Raw genomic sequence first — 18,830 nt, 5'->3', positions numbered from 1 at the left:
GTCAGTCCTCCCCGTCATCATATTCGTCATCGTCGTCATATATCTCGTTATCATATCTCTGTTCCTGACGGATCTTTTCGGCTCTGCGTTTCTTTATCCGAATCATTACAATGATCAGCAGAACAACTGCCAGCACCATCGCTGCCGCAGCGATGCAGATTGCCGTCACCTGATTCCTGATCCGCGCGGAAGCCTGCTCAATATCTTCATACTGCAGTATCTGCTGTCTGTCATAGTCGCTGAGCGCGGCAATCCTGTGCTCAATATGTTCCACCGCCTTTTTATCCCCCAGAGATATCTGGTCTACAGGATATAAAGTCTCCGTCACGGTACCATTGATATCGTTGATCTCCTGCTGTGTAGCAGCGATGGCTTCCTTTTTTTGTTCCAGCAGCTTTCGCGTTTTATTATGCTGGTCTGCATTTTCTGCCTTATCCAGCTTGTCCAGCAATTTGATAACATCCACATAATATTCCGTTGAGCCATTGTCAGGGATATTTGTTGCTTTCTGTACGTCTTCCTCTGTGAATGTAATATTTGCAGTCATGGATACATCCTGTCCGAACAGAGATATAACGGTACCGTTTCCGCCCGTATTCTGCTCCATAGCAGCCGCCAGATATTCTGAATCATTCGGAAGGTCCGCTGTCTTCATAAGATCAGCCAGCTTGTGATAATTATATATATAGCTGCGCTCTTCCACAGGAACTTCCAGATATGCCAGATATGCAGCCGTCAAAGCCTCAGGCGCCGCATCCTCCTTCAGACCGTCAATCGCCTGGCGTGCCGCCTCCGCCTGAGCCTTTACCTTGTCATCCATCTCCGGACGGAAATCATACAGCGTGCGCATATCGCCGTAATACCGGCAGAGTGCCGTCAGCGCATAGAATGCCTGCTGAGTTGCCATGCCATTGGATTTGTCCGGATCCGCGTCTGGGTTTTCCTCATCATACTCATGCGAATGAATAAATCCACCGTCATCATTCTTATACCCCATCAGTGCGTCCAGCACCGTATTTTCACCTTTGATAAAACGGCTGTCACCGCACGGGTCGATGCCCAGCGAACACAGCGCCACGATCACCTGACAGCAGCTCTCACTGTTGCTCATACTCCAGCTGACAAAGCCTCCGTCGTCCTGCTGGCTTTCAGACAAACACGCCAGAGCGGCATCCACCGCCTGACGTACTGTCTTCGTCTCCTGATTTTTATACCGTTTGATCTCATACGTCTCTTCGCTGTTGTAGTACGGCGCCAGCGCCTGAACCGCCATGGCAGTCAGATCCACATCAGACGCATTGCCAGAAGATGAAGTATCCAGCGCAAAGTCTCCGTCATCAAGCTGAAGCTTCAGAATCTGGCAGATGATATCCCGCCTCGTATCAGATGCCCCTTCCGGCACCCGATAGCGCAGACTGTCCAGTGCTATGAGACCATAGACCCATCCGTTAATTCCCTGCTCGCCCAGTGATTCCGTCCTGCCGCGGTCATAAACACCATCCGCGATCAGATTGACTGCATTGCCGCCGGCATCTTTTCCAAACGTGGTCGGGTCTCCGCCCAGGCTGAGAACCGTCAGTGCCATTCTGTGCCATTCCGTCGCCTTGTCACTGGACAGCTTCCTGTCGTCTGTATACTTTTTCGTCACCTGATCCGCCAACACCGCCAGATATGCATTGTAATCGTCTGCGCGGCCACATCTTCCCATTGCGAGTGCCGTCCAGTCCGTGTTTGTCGTCCCAGCGATCTGCAGGAAGGCATTGTTAAACAGATTGTCGTCCGCAGCAGCACCGACCTGACGTTTCTCCCAGGCAATGATGTCCTCCGCTGTTTCCAGCAGTTCCCGGGGCGTGTAGTCGGTATGCCCGTCCGCATATGCCAGGTGAAGCGGCAGCATGCCGAATGTCAGACACAATGCCACCAGGAAGCTGCAGACTCGGACCCGTACATCATGCATCACCATTCTCCCCAATCTCCGTCACCTTCTCCTTCATTTGTTCCATTTCCCATGGCTCCGCTTCCTCCTATATCAGAACCATAGTACGTCGTATAGCGAATGCGTACGACATCTCCGTCCTGCGGATAGTACTGGTCCATCCCGACATTCGGGTACCCCAGCGTGCTCACCCAGTACATCCATCCGCTGCCCTTGCAGAAGTCAAATTGACCAAGCTGATTCGTACGGTATTTTGCAGGATTATAGACCACCTCATCCGAATCCGGATCATTCAGGGCAAGCAGGTGTTCTTCCAGATCAGCCGGAATCGCCGGAAATACAAAATCCTGGGGATTGGAGATCGATTCCAGGTAAAAGCTGCTGTAAAGCGTACCTGTATAATGCGCTTCAAATCCCAGATGCCCCGTTATCTCGTCAAAATTCTCAACCAGAAGCTGCGAGAACGGGGTGTCTTTTTTAATCTCGACCGGATAACTATCCGCCAGATAACCGATTCCGATGGTGGTCCCCTCAATGGAAACGGTCACGGTGCCAAGCGTCTCCTCCGGCTCGTTGTATGTCACCTGATACGTCGCAACCCTTCGGAACCCGTCCTTATCCCACGCCTGAACTGTAAAGGTATTGACCCCCGGGTCCAGCTGCACCGAATAACTGATCTGATCGTTATTACTATATACTAATGTAGCCGGGACACCGTTTCTCGTCACATCATAGTTGGATTCCGGTATATAATTGCCTCTGTAATCTGTCGCATATACCCAGAAATTCAGGGTACTGTTCGAGACCTCAGCCACATCTGACAGCGAACTGAAAATTGTAGGACCGTCCTCATCCGATACCGGTCCGTCACCGTTGTCATCTTCCGGTTTTCTGGGACCATACGTAACAGTATAAGGTCCCTTTGTAACGGGGTCCCCGGCGCTGTCCTCCGCCTGCAGATAGAATGTGTTGTTTCCTATTTCGAGGGTCACTTCAAAATTGCCGCCCCCGAGGTCCGTCAGTTCCTGATCATTCCAGAACACCTTAAACGGTATCGGAGTACCGCCCATCTCTGCAAATGCACTGAAAGGAAAATCCGCTCTGCTGACTTTTGTATTATTCGCCGCCTCCAGATCTTCCGACCACAGCGTGGGTGTGCCTGCTTTCGGATCGGGCTCATACATGATAATATACGGACCTTTGGTCGTCTTAGCACTCCCTTTCCCCGCCGAGAGAGTCACTTTATTGATCCCCTCAGAGAGTTCTCTCACCACATGCCTGTCTTCCGTGGAAGTGATGCTTTCTGTCACATTGCCGCGTTCCACATTGATCGTCAGTTCCGTCTGCCTGCCGCCCAGGGTGGCAATTGCCGAAAATGAATACTCATTTTTTAAGGTCTTCTGACTGTTTGTGAGGTCCGTCTCTATCCTGGCTTTTTCTATATTCTCCTCATTCTTTTCATAATAAATCGTATAAGTTTTAACAGCGGAAAACGTCTTTCCGTCTGTCCCCCGATAGGTGGCTTTGACGGTGATCTGATTTTCACCCTCTGCCAGTGCAAATTCCCCCGTATAGTTTGTGAACTTCCCTTTGTTCACCTTATTCTGAACCTGGAGCACCTCGAGTTCTTCCTGCTTGTGCATGATCGTGTAGGAATAATTACTCTCATTCACTACCTCGTTATCCTGGATGGATGTCGTAAAAAATTCACCTTTTTTGATTCCCTCGTCTTCCAGATTTTTATCATCTTTGTCTTTATCGGAAGAATTGCCGCCGTCACCGCCAGACGCCTGGCTGCCGCCTTCATTCTGTCCGCCCCCGGAGCTCAGGCTGTTTGCCGAGGAGGTATTATTTCCGGTATTGGCCTGCGACTCGTTCGCCTGCTGATCCTCCGCTGTCGGCTGGTCGCTGGCATCTGTATCATTCTCAGCCGTCAGTGCCATGCCTTTCGGAGCCTCGGCCACCACCTCTGTCGTCCCGCTCAGCTGAACAAGCGAGCTCTGGTCTGAAATTCCCTGAACCGGATTTTCCATCGCAGCCGACACCTGCGTGCTCAGGGTTCCAAATACGGACACCGAGAACAGAACCACAACAAGCAGCCCGATGGCTGCCGCTGTGACTTCTCTGTGTCTCCTTACCCATAAATTAATTTTTTCTAATATCTGGCCCATTATTTAATACTTCCTTTTGTTTCCGATGAGTTGGCACCCAGGACCTTATTGCCGTTCACTGTCCGGTATGCGCGTACCACATACGTATAGGTGATTCCTTTCTTCAGGCCTTTTTCCGTATAGGACGTCGCGCCCGCCTGATTTACCTGTGTGACAAACTGATATTTTCCTGTCGCAGGATTTCTGCGGTAGATCTGGTATCCGCTCGCCCCGTTTACCTTTCCCCAGCTGATCTTCATGCTGGTGGAAGATGCCTGCCTGACCGTCACATTTTTCACCTGTGCCGGTACAGGCTTCCCGCTCACGATATTGCTGTTTGCTCCGATATAGTTTTTGTTTTTCACGGTACGATACGCACGCACCACATAATCATATGTCTTTCCGGATGTCAGATTGCCGTGTAAATAGGAAGTTGTGTTCCCGTTTGCAATCTGTGTGACCTGCTTCCAGGGTCCGGTTTTGGAACTCCTCTGGTAGATCTGATATCCACTCGCACCGCTTACTTTTTCCCAGCTGAGCTTCAATGTCTGAGAGCCCCAGGACTGAACTTTGGAGAGCACCGTCTTCTCAGGTATCACCAGTGCGACGCTTTTAACTGCGGTATAGGAACCGAAGATCGTCTTTCCGGCAGAGTCCTTCTTGTAGGCGCGCACTTTCACATAATAAGTCTTCCCCGGTGTCAGCGATGTGATCGTCTTTCCTCCCCACATGGTTGTGTAGAGATTCTTCGCATTTTTCATACTGCTGTTATCGGCATAAAGCACGTGATAACCGACTGCCCCGGAAGGTTTTCCCTTTACAACAATCTTTATGCTGCCCGCCGCTGTATTCGTCAGGCTCGTGATTTCCATTTTCCCCGGAGCCGTCACTTTGATCCATTTTGCATAGAGGGTATAGTCTTTGTTACTTCCCTTTTGTATCATGGTGATTCTGTTTTTAAAGTTCTTGTCTGTGTACCAGCCGCCAAAGGTATAACCGGCCCTCGTCGCATTCTTCAATGTCACATTCCACGGACCACTGTATCTCACGGGATTGGTACTGTCATTCGTTCCGCCGTTCAGCTGATATGAAATCTTATAATTGTATACCTGAATTTTACAGGATACCTGGAATTCCCCGACACTGGCTGTGATCGTCGTCGTTCCGTTGGCAACCCCCGTCACTTTCCCGGCAGAGGAAACCGTCGCCACTTTCGTGTCTCCACTTTTCCATATTACCGTCTTATCATCCGTCGTATTTTCCGGAAGGTAGCCAACCTGGAGCAGTGCCACTTCCCCTCTTGTCAGCGCCATGCTTTTCTTGTTGATGGTGATCCCCGTCAGCGGAACTTTTACGTGTACCGCACAGGTAGCCATGATTCTTTTATTCGCCTTTGCCCTGGCTACGACTGCGGCGTCGCCGGCACCTACGGCTGTAATCACACCGTCTTCGACAGTGAGTACTTCCGGATCACTGCTGCTCCACAAAATCTCCTTACTCGAGAGTGTATTTTCAGGTTCATAGCCTACTGTGATCTCTTTTGTGCCGCCGACAGCCAGCGTAATATCTGACTCACTCAGTTCAATGCCTTTCAGTACCAGACCCTCCAGCCTGTCATACTCTGTCCTTGCATCGGCAAGCACTTTCAGCAGTTCCTCACTGATAAGGCCCTTCTGGGCATCTGTCAGTTTATCGTATGACTTCTCCGCTTTGAGGATCGCATCCAGGCTGTCCAGTGTTACATTTCCAATCGCCTCAATCTTATCGATCGTCTTCTGTGCCTGCTGTCTGTTGTTGCGCAGCACCGACAGCGCCTGCTGTGCAGCGACCAGATCTCTGTAATTTCCCACAAGCTCCTTCTGACTTGCGGTCAGAGTGCGGTATGCAACCCCGGCTGCGACAACCTCAGCCTCTTTTTCGAACGTTACCTCACCGATTTCCGCGATCATTGCCTCAACCTCGGCGGCAGCTTCCACATCCAGATGCAGTGAGACCAGCATCTCCTCCAGTGCCACCAGTGAATAATAATTTTCCACCAGGGCTTTCTGCACGTTGGTAAAGCCGTCATACGTCGCCCTGATCGCCTGAATATCTTCCTCGTCCTCAAGTTTTGCCGTACCGCCGTAATTTGAAATCTTCGTAACCAGCTCTTTGCTGACCTCGATATCCTCCCACTGTGCATTCTGCTGTGCCAGCGCATTCAGTGTCTGCTGGGCGTCCACTATCATCTGCGCCTCCTCCACTGTAATCTCCTGACGTTCCTCGTTAGTCAGTGCAACATAGGCAGCTTTGGCATCCGATACGATCTGGAAACTGTCATCCTCTATACTGAGTGTTTCCGGTATCAGAGCGATCAGATCACGTACATTCTGTATTCTTTCCGCCTGTTCCTTAAGCTGTACGAACGTCAGCTCCGCCGACTCAAGCTGGGCAATATCGCTTTCCTTTATCAGCTGCTGCTGCTCTGCGGTCAGCTGGTCGAAGGCTGCACGCGCTTTGGCAATCGCCGTTTCTGATTCCAGCGTCACCTCGCCGATTTCCCCGATCAGAGCAGCTGCCGCATCGGCCGCTGCCTGATTTTCCTGTAAGATGGCAAGACTCTCTTCCGCCGCAATCAGGTCAGCATAATTCGTCACATACGCCTTGTCTTCCTCCGCCAGGGCATCATACGATTCCCGTGCCTCCTTGATGTAAGCTTCCCGTTCTAAGGTCACCGGCGTACCGATGTCTGTGATCAAGCTGATCACAACTTCTGCCTGGTCCATGCTTTCTTCCAGTTGTTTCAGTGCCTCTTCAGCGGATACTAATTTTTCATAGTACGCCCGGCAGGTAATGTTCTTCTGTTCTGTCACACTCATACTGTCATAGATCGCACGTGCCTGGCGTATAACAGAGCGGTCAGAGATCCGGATTTCCTTTCCCAGGCTTGAGATCAGCACTCCAAACGGATTAATCTTATCAAAAGATACCCGCCACCCTGCATAATATTTCTGGTTTCCATACGTTCCTTTGGGAACCGACGTCACCGTTGTCCCGGACAATTTATCCGCAGCGGAAGCGCTCAGATACCATCCGTTGAATATGCAGCCTTCTTTCGTGATCTCATCCGCCGTCGGGAGAATAATGTCCGCATCCATCGGTGTAAACATATCCGGCACCGATACACCGTCCGCCAGTACACCCTCGTTTAATTCCAGCTCCAGGGTAAAATCAATCTGTCCGAACATGGCATACAGTGTCACATCCTGTTCCGGCATGGAAAGTATTTCCCCCGGACGATATGTCGTTCCCGTTCCGTCCGCCTTCGTGTTCCACGCCACAAACGCCTCATCACCCGTAGACTGCACAACCGGCAGCATAACTTCCGCGTACGGTGCATAAGACTCTGTGCTGGAAGCGGCAGATCCGTTGCCGTCATACGTGAGGGAATACGTATCTGCTGTCATACCCGTATAACTGCCGTCCGTCATATCGGTCATGTCATACAGCGTATTCTCCCCGTTGAGAAAACGGTCGTAGGAAATCAGGGCATAGAGAGCCTGATCAGTCGCCATTCCATTAACCGAATCACCGCTTCCGCCTCCGCCGTCGTCACCTGCCGTGACATGTTTGAAGCCTCCCACCGCCTCGCTGGATCCGCTGTTTTTCTCCCAGTGCATCAGCACTGCGTCAATCATGTTATTGCAGCTTGTGCCGTCCCATACGGCGCCTTTTGGGAGAAACCCGCATTCTTTTCCTATATTGGAGAGTACAACACGTTCGGAAAGCGGATCGATGCCAAGCTCCGTCAGGGCTACGATTACCTGGGCCGTTGACTCCGTATTAACGTCACTTCCCCAGCCCTTGAAGCCTCCATTGTCCAGCTGCATCTGATGCAGCGTATAGATGCCGCGTTCCACCGCCTTCACAAACTCAGAATACGGCGTCGTTGCGCCCGACTCTTTGTATTTCAGTTCATCCAGATAATAGGGCGCCATTGCCTGAAGCGCCATCCCTGTGATATCGGCATCAGCGCCCTTCTCAGCAGCATTGGCGTCATTCAATGCCCAGCCACCGATCGTCTTGTCCGAACTCAGGATCTCATGGCGCACAATATAATCCAGCATACGGCCTTCGGTGTTGATATCACCCTCCTGATAATCAGAAGGTGTCTCATAGAGCTGATACCCGCCGGTATTCAGGGAGATCAGGCTGAATACCGGACCGTTGATCCCCTGCCAGTATGTGTCGTTATATGATTTTGACAGCTTATCCAGGAAATCATATCCTCCCACATCTTCCGGTGATTTTCCGAGCGCACTCAGCGCAAGTATCACTCTGCACCATTCCGTGATCTTGTATGCATCAAGTACACCGTTTTTGCTCTGTACCGTTTCCACCATACGCTGATAATAGCCTTCGAAATAATCATCCGGTATATAGTTCAGATAATCCATTCCGGTATACATCCCGCGCAGCAGGCTCATCACCGTCCACTCACCTTTATCTGTCCCAAATCCGGGTTCCCTAACCGTCTCCAGTTCATACCGCGCGGCAGCGTTGATATAAAAGCGTATGCCCGGCTTTTCATCCTCCCAGAATCTCAGCTGCTGGAAATTGTCATCTGTATCTGCATTTGCATTCCATGCAACCGCACCTGCTTCCATCAGGCATGCTGACATCGTCAGTACCAGAATCAGCACGACCGCGGTAAGCCTGTGTACACAATGCCGCACACATCCCCTTCTCCTTAAACCATCCCGTTTCTTCCTCTCCATAATCCGTCTCCTCCCTGCCGTATGTTACTTCTGATACTCCTGTTTCTCTGTTTTTTGGCAACAAAAAAAGCATATTTTCTTCACCCGAAAATATTACTTCGTTCGATCTATGGCAGTTCTCCTGACTTCGCTTCATCCTTGGGAATGCCTTCCCGGGCTCCGGGCCCAGTGGTATATCATTCCTTCGTCCACGTTACAGTAGTGGTGACTGTTCCGGATTCACACCGGATTCTCTTTTAACGGATTTATGCTTTCCTCCCTGCAAAAATCCGACCATAAATACTCATCTTATGAAATTGGTTACAGTATAGCACATCCACTTTTTCAAGTAAACTGCAAATCCTGCACTATTTTGCCAAAACGGCGGGGTATTCCAAAATGGAATCCCCCGCCGTGATCATTAGTTGATACTTCCTTTTGTTTCAGTTGAGTTGGCACCCAAAATCTTGTTGCCGTTTACGGTACGGTAAGCACGCACCACATACGTATAGGTAATCCCTTTCTTCAGGCCTTTTTCCGTATAAGCTGCCACATTTCCATTCCCGAGTTGTGTGACGAACTGATATTTTCCTGTATCAGGATTCCTGCGGTAGATCTGATAGCCACTGGCTCCGTTCACTTTGCCCCAGCTGATCTTCATGCTGGTGGAAGAAGCTTTCCTGACCGTCACATTTTTCACCTGCGCCGGTACAGGTTTCCCGCTCAGTATATCGCTGTTCGCACCAATGTATTTCGTGTTCTTCACGGTGCGATACGCACGTACCACATAGTCATATGTATTTCCGCATATCAGATTGTAATGCATATAGGACGTTGTATTTCCATCTGCAATCTGTGTGACGTATTTCCATGGACCGTTTTTGGATGTCCTGTGATAGATCTGGTATCCGCTGGCTCCGCTTACTTTTTCCCAGGTAAGTTTCAATGTCTGAGATCCCCAGGACTGAACTTTGGAAGTCACTGTTTTCTCCGGCATCGCTTTTCCGCTGATTCCAGATTTCACATAATCTCCAAGCTGTTTCTCACCTCCAAGCGTATACACGGCACGCACAGTGTAGGTATAAACCGTTCCCGTAGTCAGCCCGGTATCTCTGTATGCCGTTGTTTCGCGTCCGCTCACAGCTGCGATCTCTTTGTAACTTCCTCCTGCTGTCTTTCGGTATACCTGATACCCTTCTGCACCGTTTACGGATTTCCAGGTAACATTCACCGTATTATAATTTACTGACTTTACAGAACTTAATGTTACCGGACTTCTCATCACTTCCTGCAGTTCATACAACTTATCCTCTGCATCAAACAGCTTCTGATCATTCTCTACATATGCTTTCTGCATTCTGGTCAGTTTGTTGTAGGCCGTACGGGCTGTTTTAACTGCATCCTCACTGTCAAGCGTCACCCCTCCGATCTGATCGATCAGTCCTATGACCTCAATTCCTGCCACCTCATCCCCGGAGAGGGTCACAGTAATTTCACAGGTCGCAAAGGCGTTTCCTGCCGTTCCATAGATGCTTGCGCTTCCAACGCCCACTGCCTTTACGATACCATTTTTGACTGTCAGCACGTCCGTATTGCTTGACGCCCAGCTGAACTTGCTTATATTGCCGTCCGCAGGCGTAAAATCAATGGTATCCAGAGAGATGCTGCTTCCTTTCAGCATACCGATTCTCGATGCACTGATGGTCACCTCCGTAACCGGATTTGGAACCTTAACCTTACAGGAATACACGCTTTTGTCCTTCAGTTCTGCCGTGATCGTCGTCTCACCGAATCCAACTGCTTTCACACTTCCGGTGCCTGTAACGGTCGCCACATCTTTGTTGCTGGAGTCCCAGGTGATCGAACTTGTGTCACCATTTGACGGCCATTTTATAATTTCATACAAAAAGTTTTTGCTCGCGCCTTTCGCGATCTCATAGACCGCCTGCGGAAATGCCACAGCCTCAATAAAGTTTTCTTCCACGGTCACTTTGGTAGAAGCCGTATAGCTGCGTCCGTCCTTTGTTTTGACTGTCAGCGTGATGACTGCCGATCCTGCCGCCTTAGACTTAACGGTTACGCTCGATGTGCTGGCTGACTCGACGGTCACGATATTGCTGTCTCCTGACACGGCACTAACCGTCAGCGCATCTGTATGATCGCCCGGAGAAGCACTGAAGCTCAGCCAACCTGATTTTTCCAGTCCCTGTATCTTTGTGTTTTCTTCTTTGAAGTATACACCCTCTAAGGGAATCTCTGCCGCCGTTACTTCACACGCCGCCGTCAGACGCTCATCATACGTCGCTGTGATCGTTGCTTTCCCCTCACCGACAGCCTTTACGCTGCCATAGCTGCTGACTGTTGCCACTGACTCATCTGATGAACTCCACTTCAGAAGTTTTGAATTATAGTCTGACGTTGTCGGAGACGCCTGCACTGAAAGGGAGGAAGATTTTCCAATCCCCAGCTGGAATTTGTCTTTATTGAGTGTAATGCTTTCTACTGTAGGCACTTCATGGACATTGACAACACAGGTGGCCGAAAACTCTCCCACTTTTGCTGTCAGATTTACCGTACCTGCTTTCTTTGCCGTAAAACTTCCATACATTGAAGATCCTGTCACTTCCAGGACATCGGTATCACTGCTTGTCCATGTAACGTCTGTTGATGCCGTGGTATTGGATGGACTCACAATCACTCTCACTGAGGAATTATATTTTCCTACATAGGCATCTACACTTTCTTCTGTCAGCGTGATTCCGGTAATTGGAATATCCAGGACTGTCACATCAAAGGAACGGCTGATATCACCAAGTACTGCTGTTATTGTTGCTGTTCCGGCACTTTTTCCCGTGATCTTCATCTGGTATCCCTGTGTTCCGTCCAGGCTGACCACCGCCGGGTCACTGGTACTCCACTGCACATCATACCGGTTATCCGGTGTGCTTACGGGCTTGAAACTGAGGGAAACCGTTGCACTTTTTTTGATATTTAAAGTCTTCGGCGGATTGCTGAAATCAAAATCCGTCGCATTGATCTTCTCCACCGATACATGGTAGGAAATACTCTCTTTTCCAATCCGTACGATCACATCGGCTTCACCTTCAGAAACACCCTTGATCGTCTTGTTGTTTGTGACCTGTACAATGTTCGGATTGGTGGAAATTGCCGTTGCTGTCTTATCCTCTGTCGTATTCTCAGGAAGCACGGAATAAGACAGTCCCAGTGTCTTTCCAACCTGAACCTTCAGGTCTGTGCTCTGCCCCGGGTCAATGCCTGTAATCGGCACATCCGTAACCGTGACTTCACAACTTGCGGTAAATTCACCTACGGTTGCGGTAATTGTCGCGGTCCCCGCGTTGATGCCGAGAATGCTTCCATCCTTTCGCACTGCCACGACCAGCGGGTCTGAAGAACTCCACTTCTCATCGCGCGGATCCGTCGTATTCTCCGGCGTATACACGACGGAAAGTGTTTTTTCTTCCGCTCTAGCAATGGTAACATTACGTTCACTGAAGGCAATCCCCGTCATTGTCACCTCTGGGACCGTCACCTCACAGCTTGCCTTCATGCCGGCACCCTCTGCCGTGATGGTGGCTTTTCCAACGCCCGCTGCAGTTACCGTTCCATCCGCCGCTACTTTTGCCACGCTGCTGTCGGAAGATGTCCAGGTAAGCAGAATCGGCACTTTGACCTCCTCCGGCGTATAGGTAACGTTCAGTTTTTTACTGCTCATATTAGCCAGCGTGATTTCCTTTTCATCCATTTCCATGGAGGTTGGCGCTTCCCCTGACACGGCATTTTTAAGCGCCTCATACGCCGTATTCACCTCTTCCTGGGATGCCGGAAGATTCAGCATTACCGCGTTTGCAGCATCATAAGCACTTTTAATTGCATCGTCACCAAGCAGGGTCTCCCTGTTCTGCGCGCTGTTGACAGCCGCAATCTGTTCCACCAGGTCATCTTTATTGGCACGTGCTTTTCCACTGTCCCCGCCACCGGTTGAGTATCCGCCACCGATGTCAGAACCATATGCAACCGTAAACTGCACACGCACCACGTCTCCATCCGAGAGATAACTGTCAGCAAATCCAACATTCGGGAACACATTGTTCAGACAATACATCCAGCCTGATCCCTGCGCATAGTCAAACTCACCCAGCTGGCCTTCTGTCCCTTCTGTCCAGGAAATGCCCAGGTCTTTGAGATCTTCATTCAATGATGCATCTAAAATTAAATCTTTTGTCGCTGCCTTTGGATTCCTTGCATTTGCTCCGATGATCGAGGACAGATAAAAACCACTCTCTACCGTTCCTGTATTACTGTAATCGTAACCACTTTCCCGGATCAGGCGGGTCAGAGCCTGCGCCGCATTGTCGCCTTCATACACCGGTATCTTTACCGGCTCAACGATATATCCGCTGTTGATACTTGTGGCTTCGATTCCCATCGTCGCATAGCCGATCAATTCGCCCTTTTCTGCCTTCTGGTAATTGATGGTGTATGTCTTTGACGCTGTCTTTCCAGCGCTGTCCGTCACTGTGATCTCTACGGTATGATCACCGTTTTCTTTACCCGAAAAATTCAGCGTATAACTCGTCTTTACATCGTCATTCCAGTTAAAATCAACGTTCTTGCCGTCAAATTTAACCGTGGCATCGATCTTATTTCCATCTCCATCACGGGCAATGACATCAAACGTCTTTTTGCTGCCGCGCTGAACCATGCCGTCCTGGAGGGTCGTCTCAATGGTAGGCATGACCGCTTTCTCCAGCGCCATCATGTAACCGGAGTCATTTTTATAGTAAATCGTTCCTTCTCTGTCACAGATCGCACTGGTGATGCAATAGTTTTTCATGCCATCTTCAGGCGTATACAGGATCCCGCTTCCCGGATCCGCCTCCGTAAGCCCCGGTTTGTCCTTTACGACATAGATCTCACCGTTTTTGGAATTGACGGTAAAATATGCATACACATAGCCGTCGCTCTCGTACGCTGTTGTCAGCAGTGCGGAACTCTGCGGATAAGCGGTCAGCGGTATGGTATATGCCTCCGATGCTGTACCGTCAGCCGCCAGATCCAGCACTTTGATACTGTGTCCGTCAGGACTGAAATTGCTCGCGCCGCTGACTCCGATATAGATCCTGCTGTTATAGATAAGCGGTGTGCTGGTACTCATGCCGCCCAGCGCAAACGATGTGACAGAAGCTTCATCGATCACACCCGACTCTGACACTTTTGCCGAGTACAGGTATCCGCCCTTGGACGCAAAATACACACGGTCCGTCGCCGCATCATAGGCAATATCGGTCCGGATATCACCCACGAATCCGCTGACCTTACTGATCACCTCGCCCGTCTCTTTGTCAAAGGAGTACAGGGACGCCGTCTCGCTGGTAGAATTGTTCTGCCCGTCATCGGTGCCCACCATCACATACTGACCCGAAGCGTAAGCTCCCGCCCAGTATACGCCTCCGGCAATTGTCTGTGTCCATTCTGCGGTTTTGGTTTCTGTCTTCTTCGCATCCGCCTTGACACATACAAAATTGGCATCCCTCGTCTCACTGTTCCAGAAGCCTGTATAAATATAGCCGTCAGAATACCGGATTGGAGAATTCGGCTGTCCGCCGAGTTCATCTTTGTACACCCAGAGAGACTCCAGTGTACTGGCATTAAATGCCTGGATACGTCCGTTCGAGAGACCGACAAAGATCATCCCCCCGCCGTAAGTCGGAGGTACAATGGAGAAGTTGCTGCTTCCCGCCATGGTCCCTGTCGCAACGACATCGCCGGTCTCTTTATTAATCTTCATAATACTGCCGTCATAATAGCAATACATGTAACCGTCCACGAGAATCGGTGAGCTGACTGCTTTCCAGCCATAATCCGCACCAATCTTCTTCCCCCACTTCAGATGGGTCTCTCCCGCTGCAGTCGGAGTCAGCGCCTGAGTGATCGCCATATTATCCTGGCTGTTCCTGTAATCATACCACTCTGCATCTAACTCCGGGAGTGTAGTATCTTCTGCCTCATTCACCGTAACTGTCAGATACGGAGCAACCAGAGGATTGTCATATTCACCATCACATTTCGCCGTAACATAATATGTTCCAGCCGTATCAAATTTTAAGGTGACATTTCCATCGGCATCTGTCACGGCCCCTTCAATAGCTTCGGAGGTCCCTAGATAGCCTTTGGGATCCGCTGCATCCGGTGTCACCAGTAAAAGCTGTGCATCTTCCACCGCTTTTGTCTGCTGATCAATCATGCTCTGCGCATAATTCCCAAAGTATGCATAGCAGTAACCTTTCAAATTCAGTGAAATCTCATCACCCGTCTCAGCCTCAAGGCTGCTAACCTTCTCACCGTCGGCAAAAAACATGCCGTAGTTGTCCAGGAAGTATTCATCATCCTGGTAGAAAAAGAACTCCAGCTCATCACCCTGTCTGATGGCACAGTTATTTGCCGAATAACCGGTATATCCATAGGCAGTCTCAACATCATCGTGCGGCATCGCACCGTTGACCGCGAAGCTGATACTGCTCGTTGAAACGCCATTCAGTTTGGTAATAAACCCGTCAGAACTGACTTCCAGATATTCACCAATGTTTTCTTTTGTCGCATCATACAGATCAATATGCATCTGTACCAGGGCGTCAAGAGGCGTGATATCTCCCTCGCTGACATTTGTTCCGTATGTAAAACCATAGGATTTTGCCAGATTAGAGGAAATCTCTGACACCTTTGGAAGATAGAAGAAGGTATCCCCCTGTTTCATTGACATCCGTACTTCGGCCCTGCTGGCTCCCACTGTCACTTCTTCCGCCGTAGCAGGGACCTGACTCTGCAGCTCATCTGCCGTAGCTTTGGGAGCCTCTCCTTCAATTTTCTGCCCTGCATCTTCCTGTTCGCCTTCCTCCTTCAGATTGTCTTCTTCCTGAAGACTTTCATCCGGTTCCGGCTCGCTCTCCGATGATGGTTCCTCCACGGAGACATCATCGTTCTCAGTCTCTTCCATACCTCCGGTTATGGGAACCGGCAGATCTTCCGCCGCACCAAATGCTGCAGTCGGAACAGACGTCAGGATCATCAGTGCTGCCAAAATCATACTGATGACCTGTTTTTTAAGCTTCTTCATACACATTTGCTCCTTTTCTCTTTTTTTGACCATAGAAAAAATCGCACAAAAAAAGAGCCGTAACAGGCTCTACCTTTAAAAAGGGACCTTTTTGCATACCACAAAAAAAGGTCCTGGATTCTCTTCTCAATCCGCCTTGCTTACGAATCTCTTTTCACAAACCGCGTTGTTGTATCCTGACTCGGGTTCGTCCTACTAAAAGCGCCTTCCCGGATTTCATCCAGTGGCATCCTGCTTTGTTCGTCCCCCATACAGTAGAGATAGGCTGTCCCGGATTCTCACCGGGTTCCGTTTAAACAGACACGCTGTGCCTGACCGCAGTTTTTATTCAGTTAATACTATGGTGTTAATCATTAATTTAGATGATTTTGTTTTATTTGTCAAGATATATTACAAAAGCCGAATGTTTTTTTAGATTTAAAAATGGGAGCGTCTTTATCAGACACTCCCATACCCCTCTGACAAATATCAGATTTTAACAACGCCCTTTGTCACCAGTGCTTTCTGTGCTGCTTCACAGATCTGTGTTGCAGCTGTTCCGTCATGTACGACAACACCGGGTTTCTTTCCGTTCTGTACACAGTCTACGAATTCTTTCATCTCCTCAACGTATGCCTGCTGGAAACGTTCCGGGAAGTTGCGTACACACTCCTGAACAACACCGTGTTTGTCATACATTACTGCAAGATTCTTAGCCGGAACCGGGCTGACACGGATACTTCCCTCTGTTCCGATGATCTCTGTCTCGATATGATAACCATGTACTGCCGCTCTGCCTACATGAAGCTGTCCCATAGCCCCATTCTTAAAGGAGAAGGTAGCGCATGCTGTTTCAACATCGCCCTGCTCTGTAAATCTTGGATGTTTTACTGTGCTTCCGATCGCGTATACCTCTTCCGGGTCGTCACCCAGGAACCAGCGCATCAAGTCAATGTCATGGCTTGCCATATCCATCATGATACCTCCGCTCTTCGGAACGTATCCGCTGTCCAGTAAGCTCTCGGCATCTGCATCCGGGTCAACACCGGTAGCCTTTACAAGGTAAGGTTTTCCGATAGCACCTTCATCGATTTTCTTTTTTGCATATGCGTAGGACGGATCATATCTGCGCATGAAACCGAGCATAAATACGAGATCGGGATACTGCTCCACTTCCTTTTCTGTTGCGTAGCATTCATCGAGTGTAACGGCAAGCGGTTTCTCACAGAAGATATGTTTTCCGGCTTTTAATGCCAGTGAAATCTGCTCCGGATGGAAGGTGGACGGGGATACGATCACGACTGCGTCGATGTCCGGATCCTGACACATCTCACCGAAATCAGCATATGTTTTCGCCACACCCAGTTCATTTTTTGCATACTCAAGTTCCGCCGGTACAACAGAGCAGGCTGCAACCAATTCAGCCGCCGGTACACCGAACGCCAGATTGTTCGCATGTGCTCGTCCAAGTCTTCCCAACCCAACAATACCAATTCTTACTTTCTTCATTCTCCAATTCCTCTCTTCACTGTGATTTCTCTCTTCCAAAGTTCAGATCTATATAAACCGTACGCCGATTTATACATTAATCATATCATAACAAATACTTTTTCTCAATTCTTTAGTAATATTGCACGGTTACAATTTTCTTTCAGCAGAAACTTCAGGTCATTATCACGAGGACGGGACAGACTTTCACATTCTTGCTTACCATCCTTATTCCCAGTTTTTACAGACATCCACCCATTTTGAATAACCTGAATGTTTCTCAAGCTCTGGGATCGTCAGCTCAATCGCACTGCTGCTGCTCCCGCATGCGGGGAAAACTGTCTCAAACCTTTTCAACGACTCATCGAGACACACCTCGACCTCTCTGTTGACTGCAAACGGGCAGACCCCTCCGACGGAATGTCCGACCATATTCTCCACTTCCCCGGGCGTAAGCATTTTTGCCTTGGTATGAAAGGTCCCTTTAAACTTGCTGTTGTCAATTTTCGCATCTCCTGCTGTCACGATCAGCACACACCCGTCGTCAACTTTAAAAGAAAGGGTCTTCGCGATTCTTTCCGGTTCGCAGCCGACAGCCTGCGCCGCCAGTTCGACCGTCGCTGATGATACCTCAAACTCCTGCACTCTCTCTTCCATACCATACTGCCTGAAATATTCTTTTACCTTTTCTAATGCCATTTTTCATTCTCTCCCTGCTGTATACTCAGTTCTTCACCCAGCCCCGGTACGAACGGTTCATTGGTGCCTCTTTTCCCGGATCTGCAGCCTCCGTCAAGCGCTTCAGGCCGTCAGATGCGACCATGACAACGGTCTCCTCATGCATGAAATCCGTGATATTGGCATCAAACAACACATTTGCCTTTGCCGGAAATTCTTCATCGCCGTCCCAGAACAGAAAGCGGATCGGCAGGCAGGAAAATGCCATCGCCTGAAATCCTGCATCCGAATAACGGATTCTTTCAAATCCCAGTTTTTCCCCCGCTCCCAGAAGCTCGTGAAGCCTGCCACTGAACACACGGGCAAACGGATTTACCGTCTGTTCAAAAAATGCCTTCGTGAACACGCTTGCACGCGGTACATCCTGAAACGCCACCCAATGTCCGGACAGCACCGGTTTTTCTTTGGAATAGTAAAACAAATGGTAAATGTCCATCAGTGTGAAAAAATCAGGGACCTGATCTGGATTCACTGCATCCGTGATGCTTCCAGTTTCCCGGTCGATCTCATATTTTTTTCCATAGTAAGTGACGGGCAGTTTTCCATGCTCCGAATAACCCGTGAGGCCAAGTGCGTGATACCTTTCCTTATAATCCCAGGTTACCGCCTTTTTCTTCCAGTCCTCCCGGACTTTTTCATAATTATCCTGATATTCCGCCACGGTG

7 protein-coding genes and 2 riboswitches are annotated in these 18,830 nt (G+C 49.6%); all 7 genes read right to left on the bottom strand.

The features are described from left to right. Position 1: 1 nt before the first annotated feature. The 7 genes from MCG98_RS05085 to MCG98_RS05055 all read right to left on the bottom strand — a co-directional run bounded on the left by MCG98_RS05085 (position 2) and on the right by MCG98_RS05055 (position 18,826). Positions 2–1,957: a prenyltransferase/squalene oxidase repeat-containing protein gene (locus tag MCG98_RS05085; protein WP_240300717.1), complete on the bottom strand. Its 1,956-nt coding sequence runs from the start codon at positions 1,955–1,957 to the stop codon at positions 2–4. After that, on the bottom strand, positions 1,957–4,107 hold the full coding sequence (locus MCG98_RS05080) for a DUF4430 domain-containing protein (protein WP_240300716.1): 2,151 nt from the start codon (positions 4,105–4,107) through the stop codon (positions 1,957–1,959). The genes MCG98_RS05085 and MCG98_RS05080 overlap by 1 nt, the downstream gene beginning before the upstream one ends. Beyond that, positions 4,107–8,843 carry an InlB B-repeat-containing protein gene (locus MCG98_RS05075; protein ID WP_240300715.1) on the bottom strand — a complete coding sequence of 1,579 codons (4,737 nt, stop codon included), beginning with the start codon at positions 8,841–8,843 and terminating at the stop codon, positions 4,107–4,109. The genes MCG98_RS05080 and MCG98_RS05075 overlap by 1 nt, the downstream gene beginning before the upstream one ends. A gap of 93 nt (positions 8,844–8,936) precedes the next feature. Next, positions 8,937–9,136: riboswitch (cobalamin riboswitch) on the bottom strand. 107 nt (positions 9,137–9,243) lie between these two features. Continuing rightward, positions 9,244–15,960 carry an Ig-like domain-containing protein gene (locus tag MCG98_RS05070; protein WP_240300714.1) on the bottom strand — a complete coding sequence of 2,239 codons (6,717 nt, stop codon included), beginning with the start codon at positions 15,958–15,960 and terminating at the stop codon, positions 9,244–9,246. A gap of 146 nt (positions 15,961–16,106) precedes the next feature. Beyond that, positions 16,107–16,296, bottom strand: a riboswitch (cobalamin riboswitch). A 132-nt stretch (positions 16,297–16,428) separates the two neighbouring features. Beyond that, positions 16,429–17,448: an inositol 2-dehydrogenase gene (gene iolG / locus MCG98_RS05065; RefSeq protein WP_240300713.1), complete on the bottom strand. Its 1,020-nt coding sequence runs from the start codon at positions 17,446–17,448 to the stop codon at positions 16,429–16,431. A gap of 207 nt (positions 17,449–17,655) precedes the next feature. Beyond that, a complete protein-coding gene (locus MCG98_RS05060; protein WP_240300712.1) occupies positions 17,656–18,126 on the bottom strand; it encodes a YbaK/EbsC family protein in 471 nt (156 codons plus the stop codon). A gap of 25 nt (positions 18,127–18,151) precedes the next feature. Then, positions 18,152–18,826, bottom strand: coding sequence for a DUF3786 domain-containing protein (locus tag MCG98_RS05055; protein ID WP_240300711.1), 675 nt, complete (start codon positions 18,824–18,826; stop codon positions 18,152–18,154). Positions 18,827–18,830: the final 4 nt, after the last annotated feature.

The organism is Ruminococcus sp. OA3, from assembly GCF_022440845.1.
In the GTDB taxonomy this organism is placed as follows: Bacteria; Bacillota; Clostridia; order Lachnospirales; family Lachnospiraceae; genus Ruminococcus_G.
The sequence above is the reverse complement of the archived record's forward strand: the minus strand, read 5'-3'. Positions and strand labels throughout refer to the sequence as shown.

What these genes read in the sequence shown, in the direction of transcription:
- MCG98_RS05085 (WP_240300717.1), bottom strand. Translation starts at nt 1,957, where the DNA reads ATGCATGATGTACGGGTCCGAGTCTGCAGCTTCCTGGTGGCATTGTGT.
- MCG98_RS05080 (WP_240300716.1), bottom strand. Translation starts at nt 4,107, where the DNA reads ATGGGCCAGATATTAGAAAAAATTAATTTATGGGTAAGGAGACACAGA.
- MCG98_RS05075 (WP_240300715.1), bottom strand. Translation starts at nt 8,843, where the DNA reads ATGGAGAGGAAGAAACGGGATGGTTTAAGGAGAAGGGGATGTGTGCGG.
- MCG98_RS05070 (WP_240300714.1), bottom strand. Translation starts at nt 15,960, where the DNA reads ATGAAGAAGCTTAAAAAACAGGTCATCAGTATGATTTTGGCAGCACTG.
- iolG (WP_240300713.1), bottom strand. Translation starts at nt 17,448, where the DNA reads ATGAAGAAAGTAAGAATTGGTATTGTTGGGTTGGGAAGACTTGGACGA.
- MCG98_RS05060 (WP_240300712.1), bottom strand. Translation starts at nt 18,126, where the DNA reads ATGGCATTAGAAAAGGTAAAAGAATATTTCAGGCAGTATGGTATGGAA.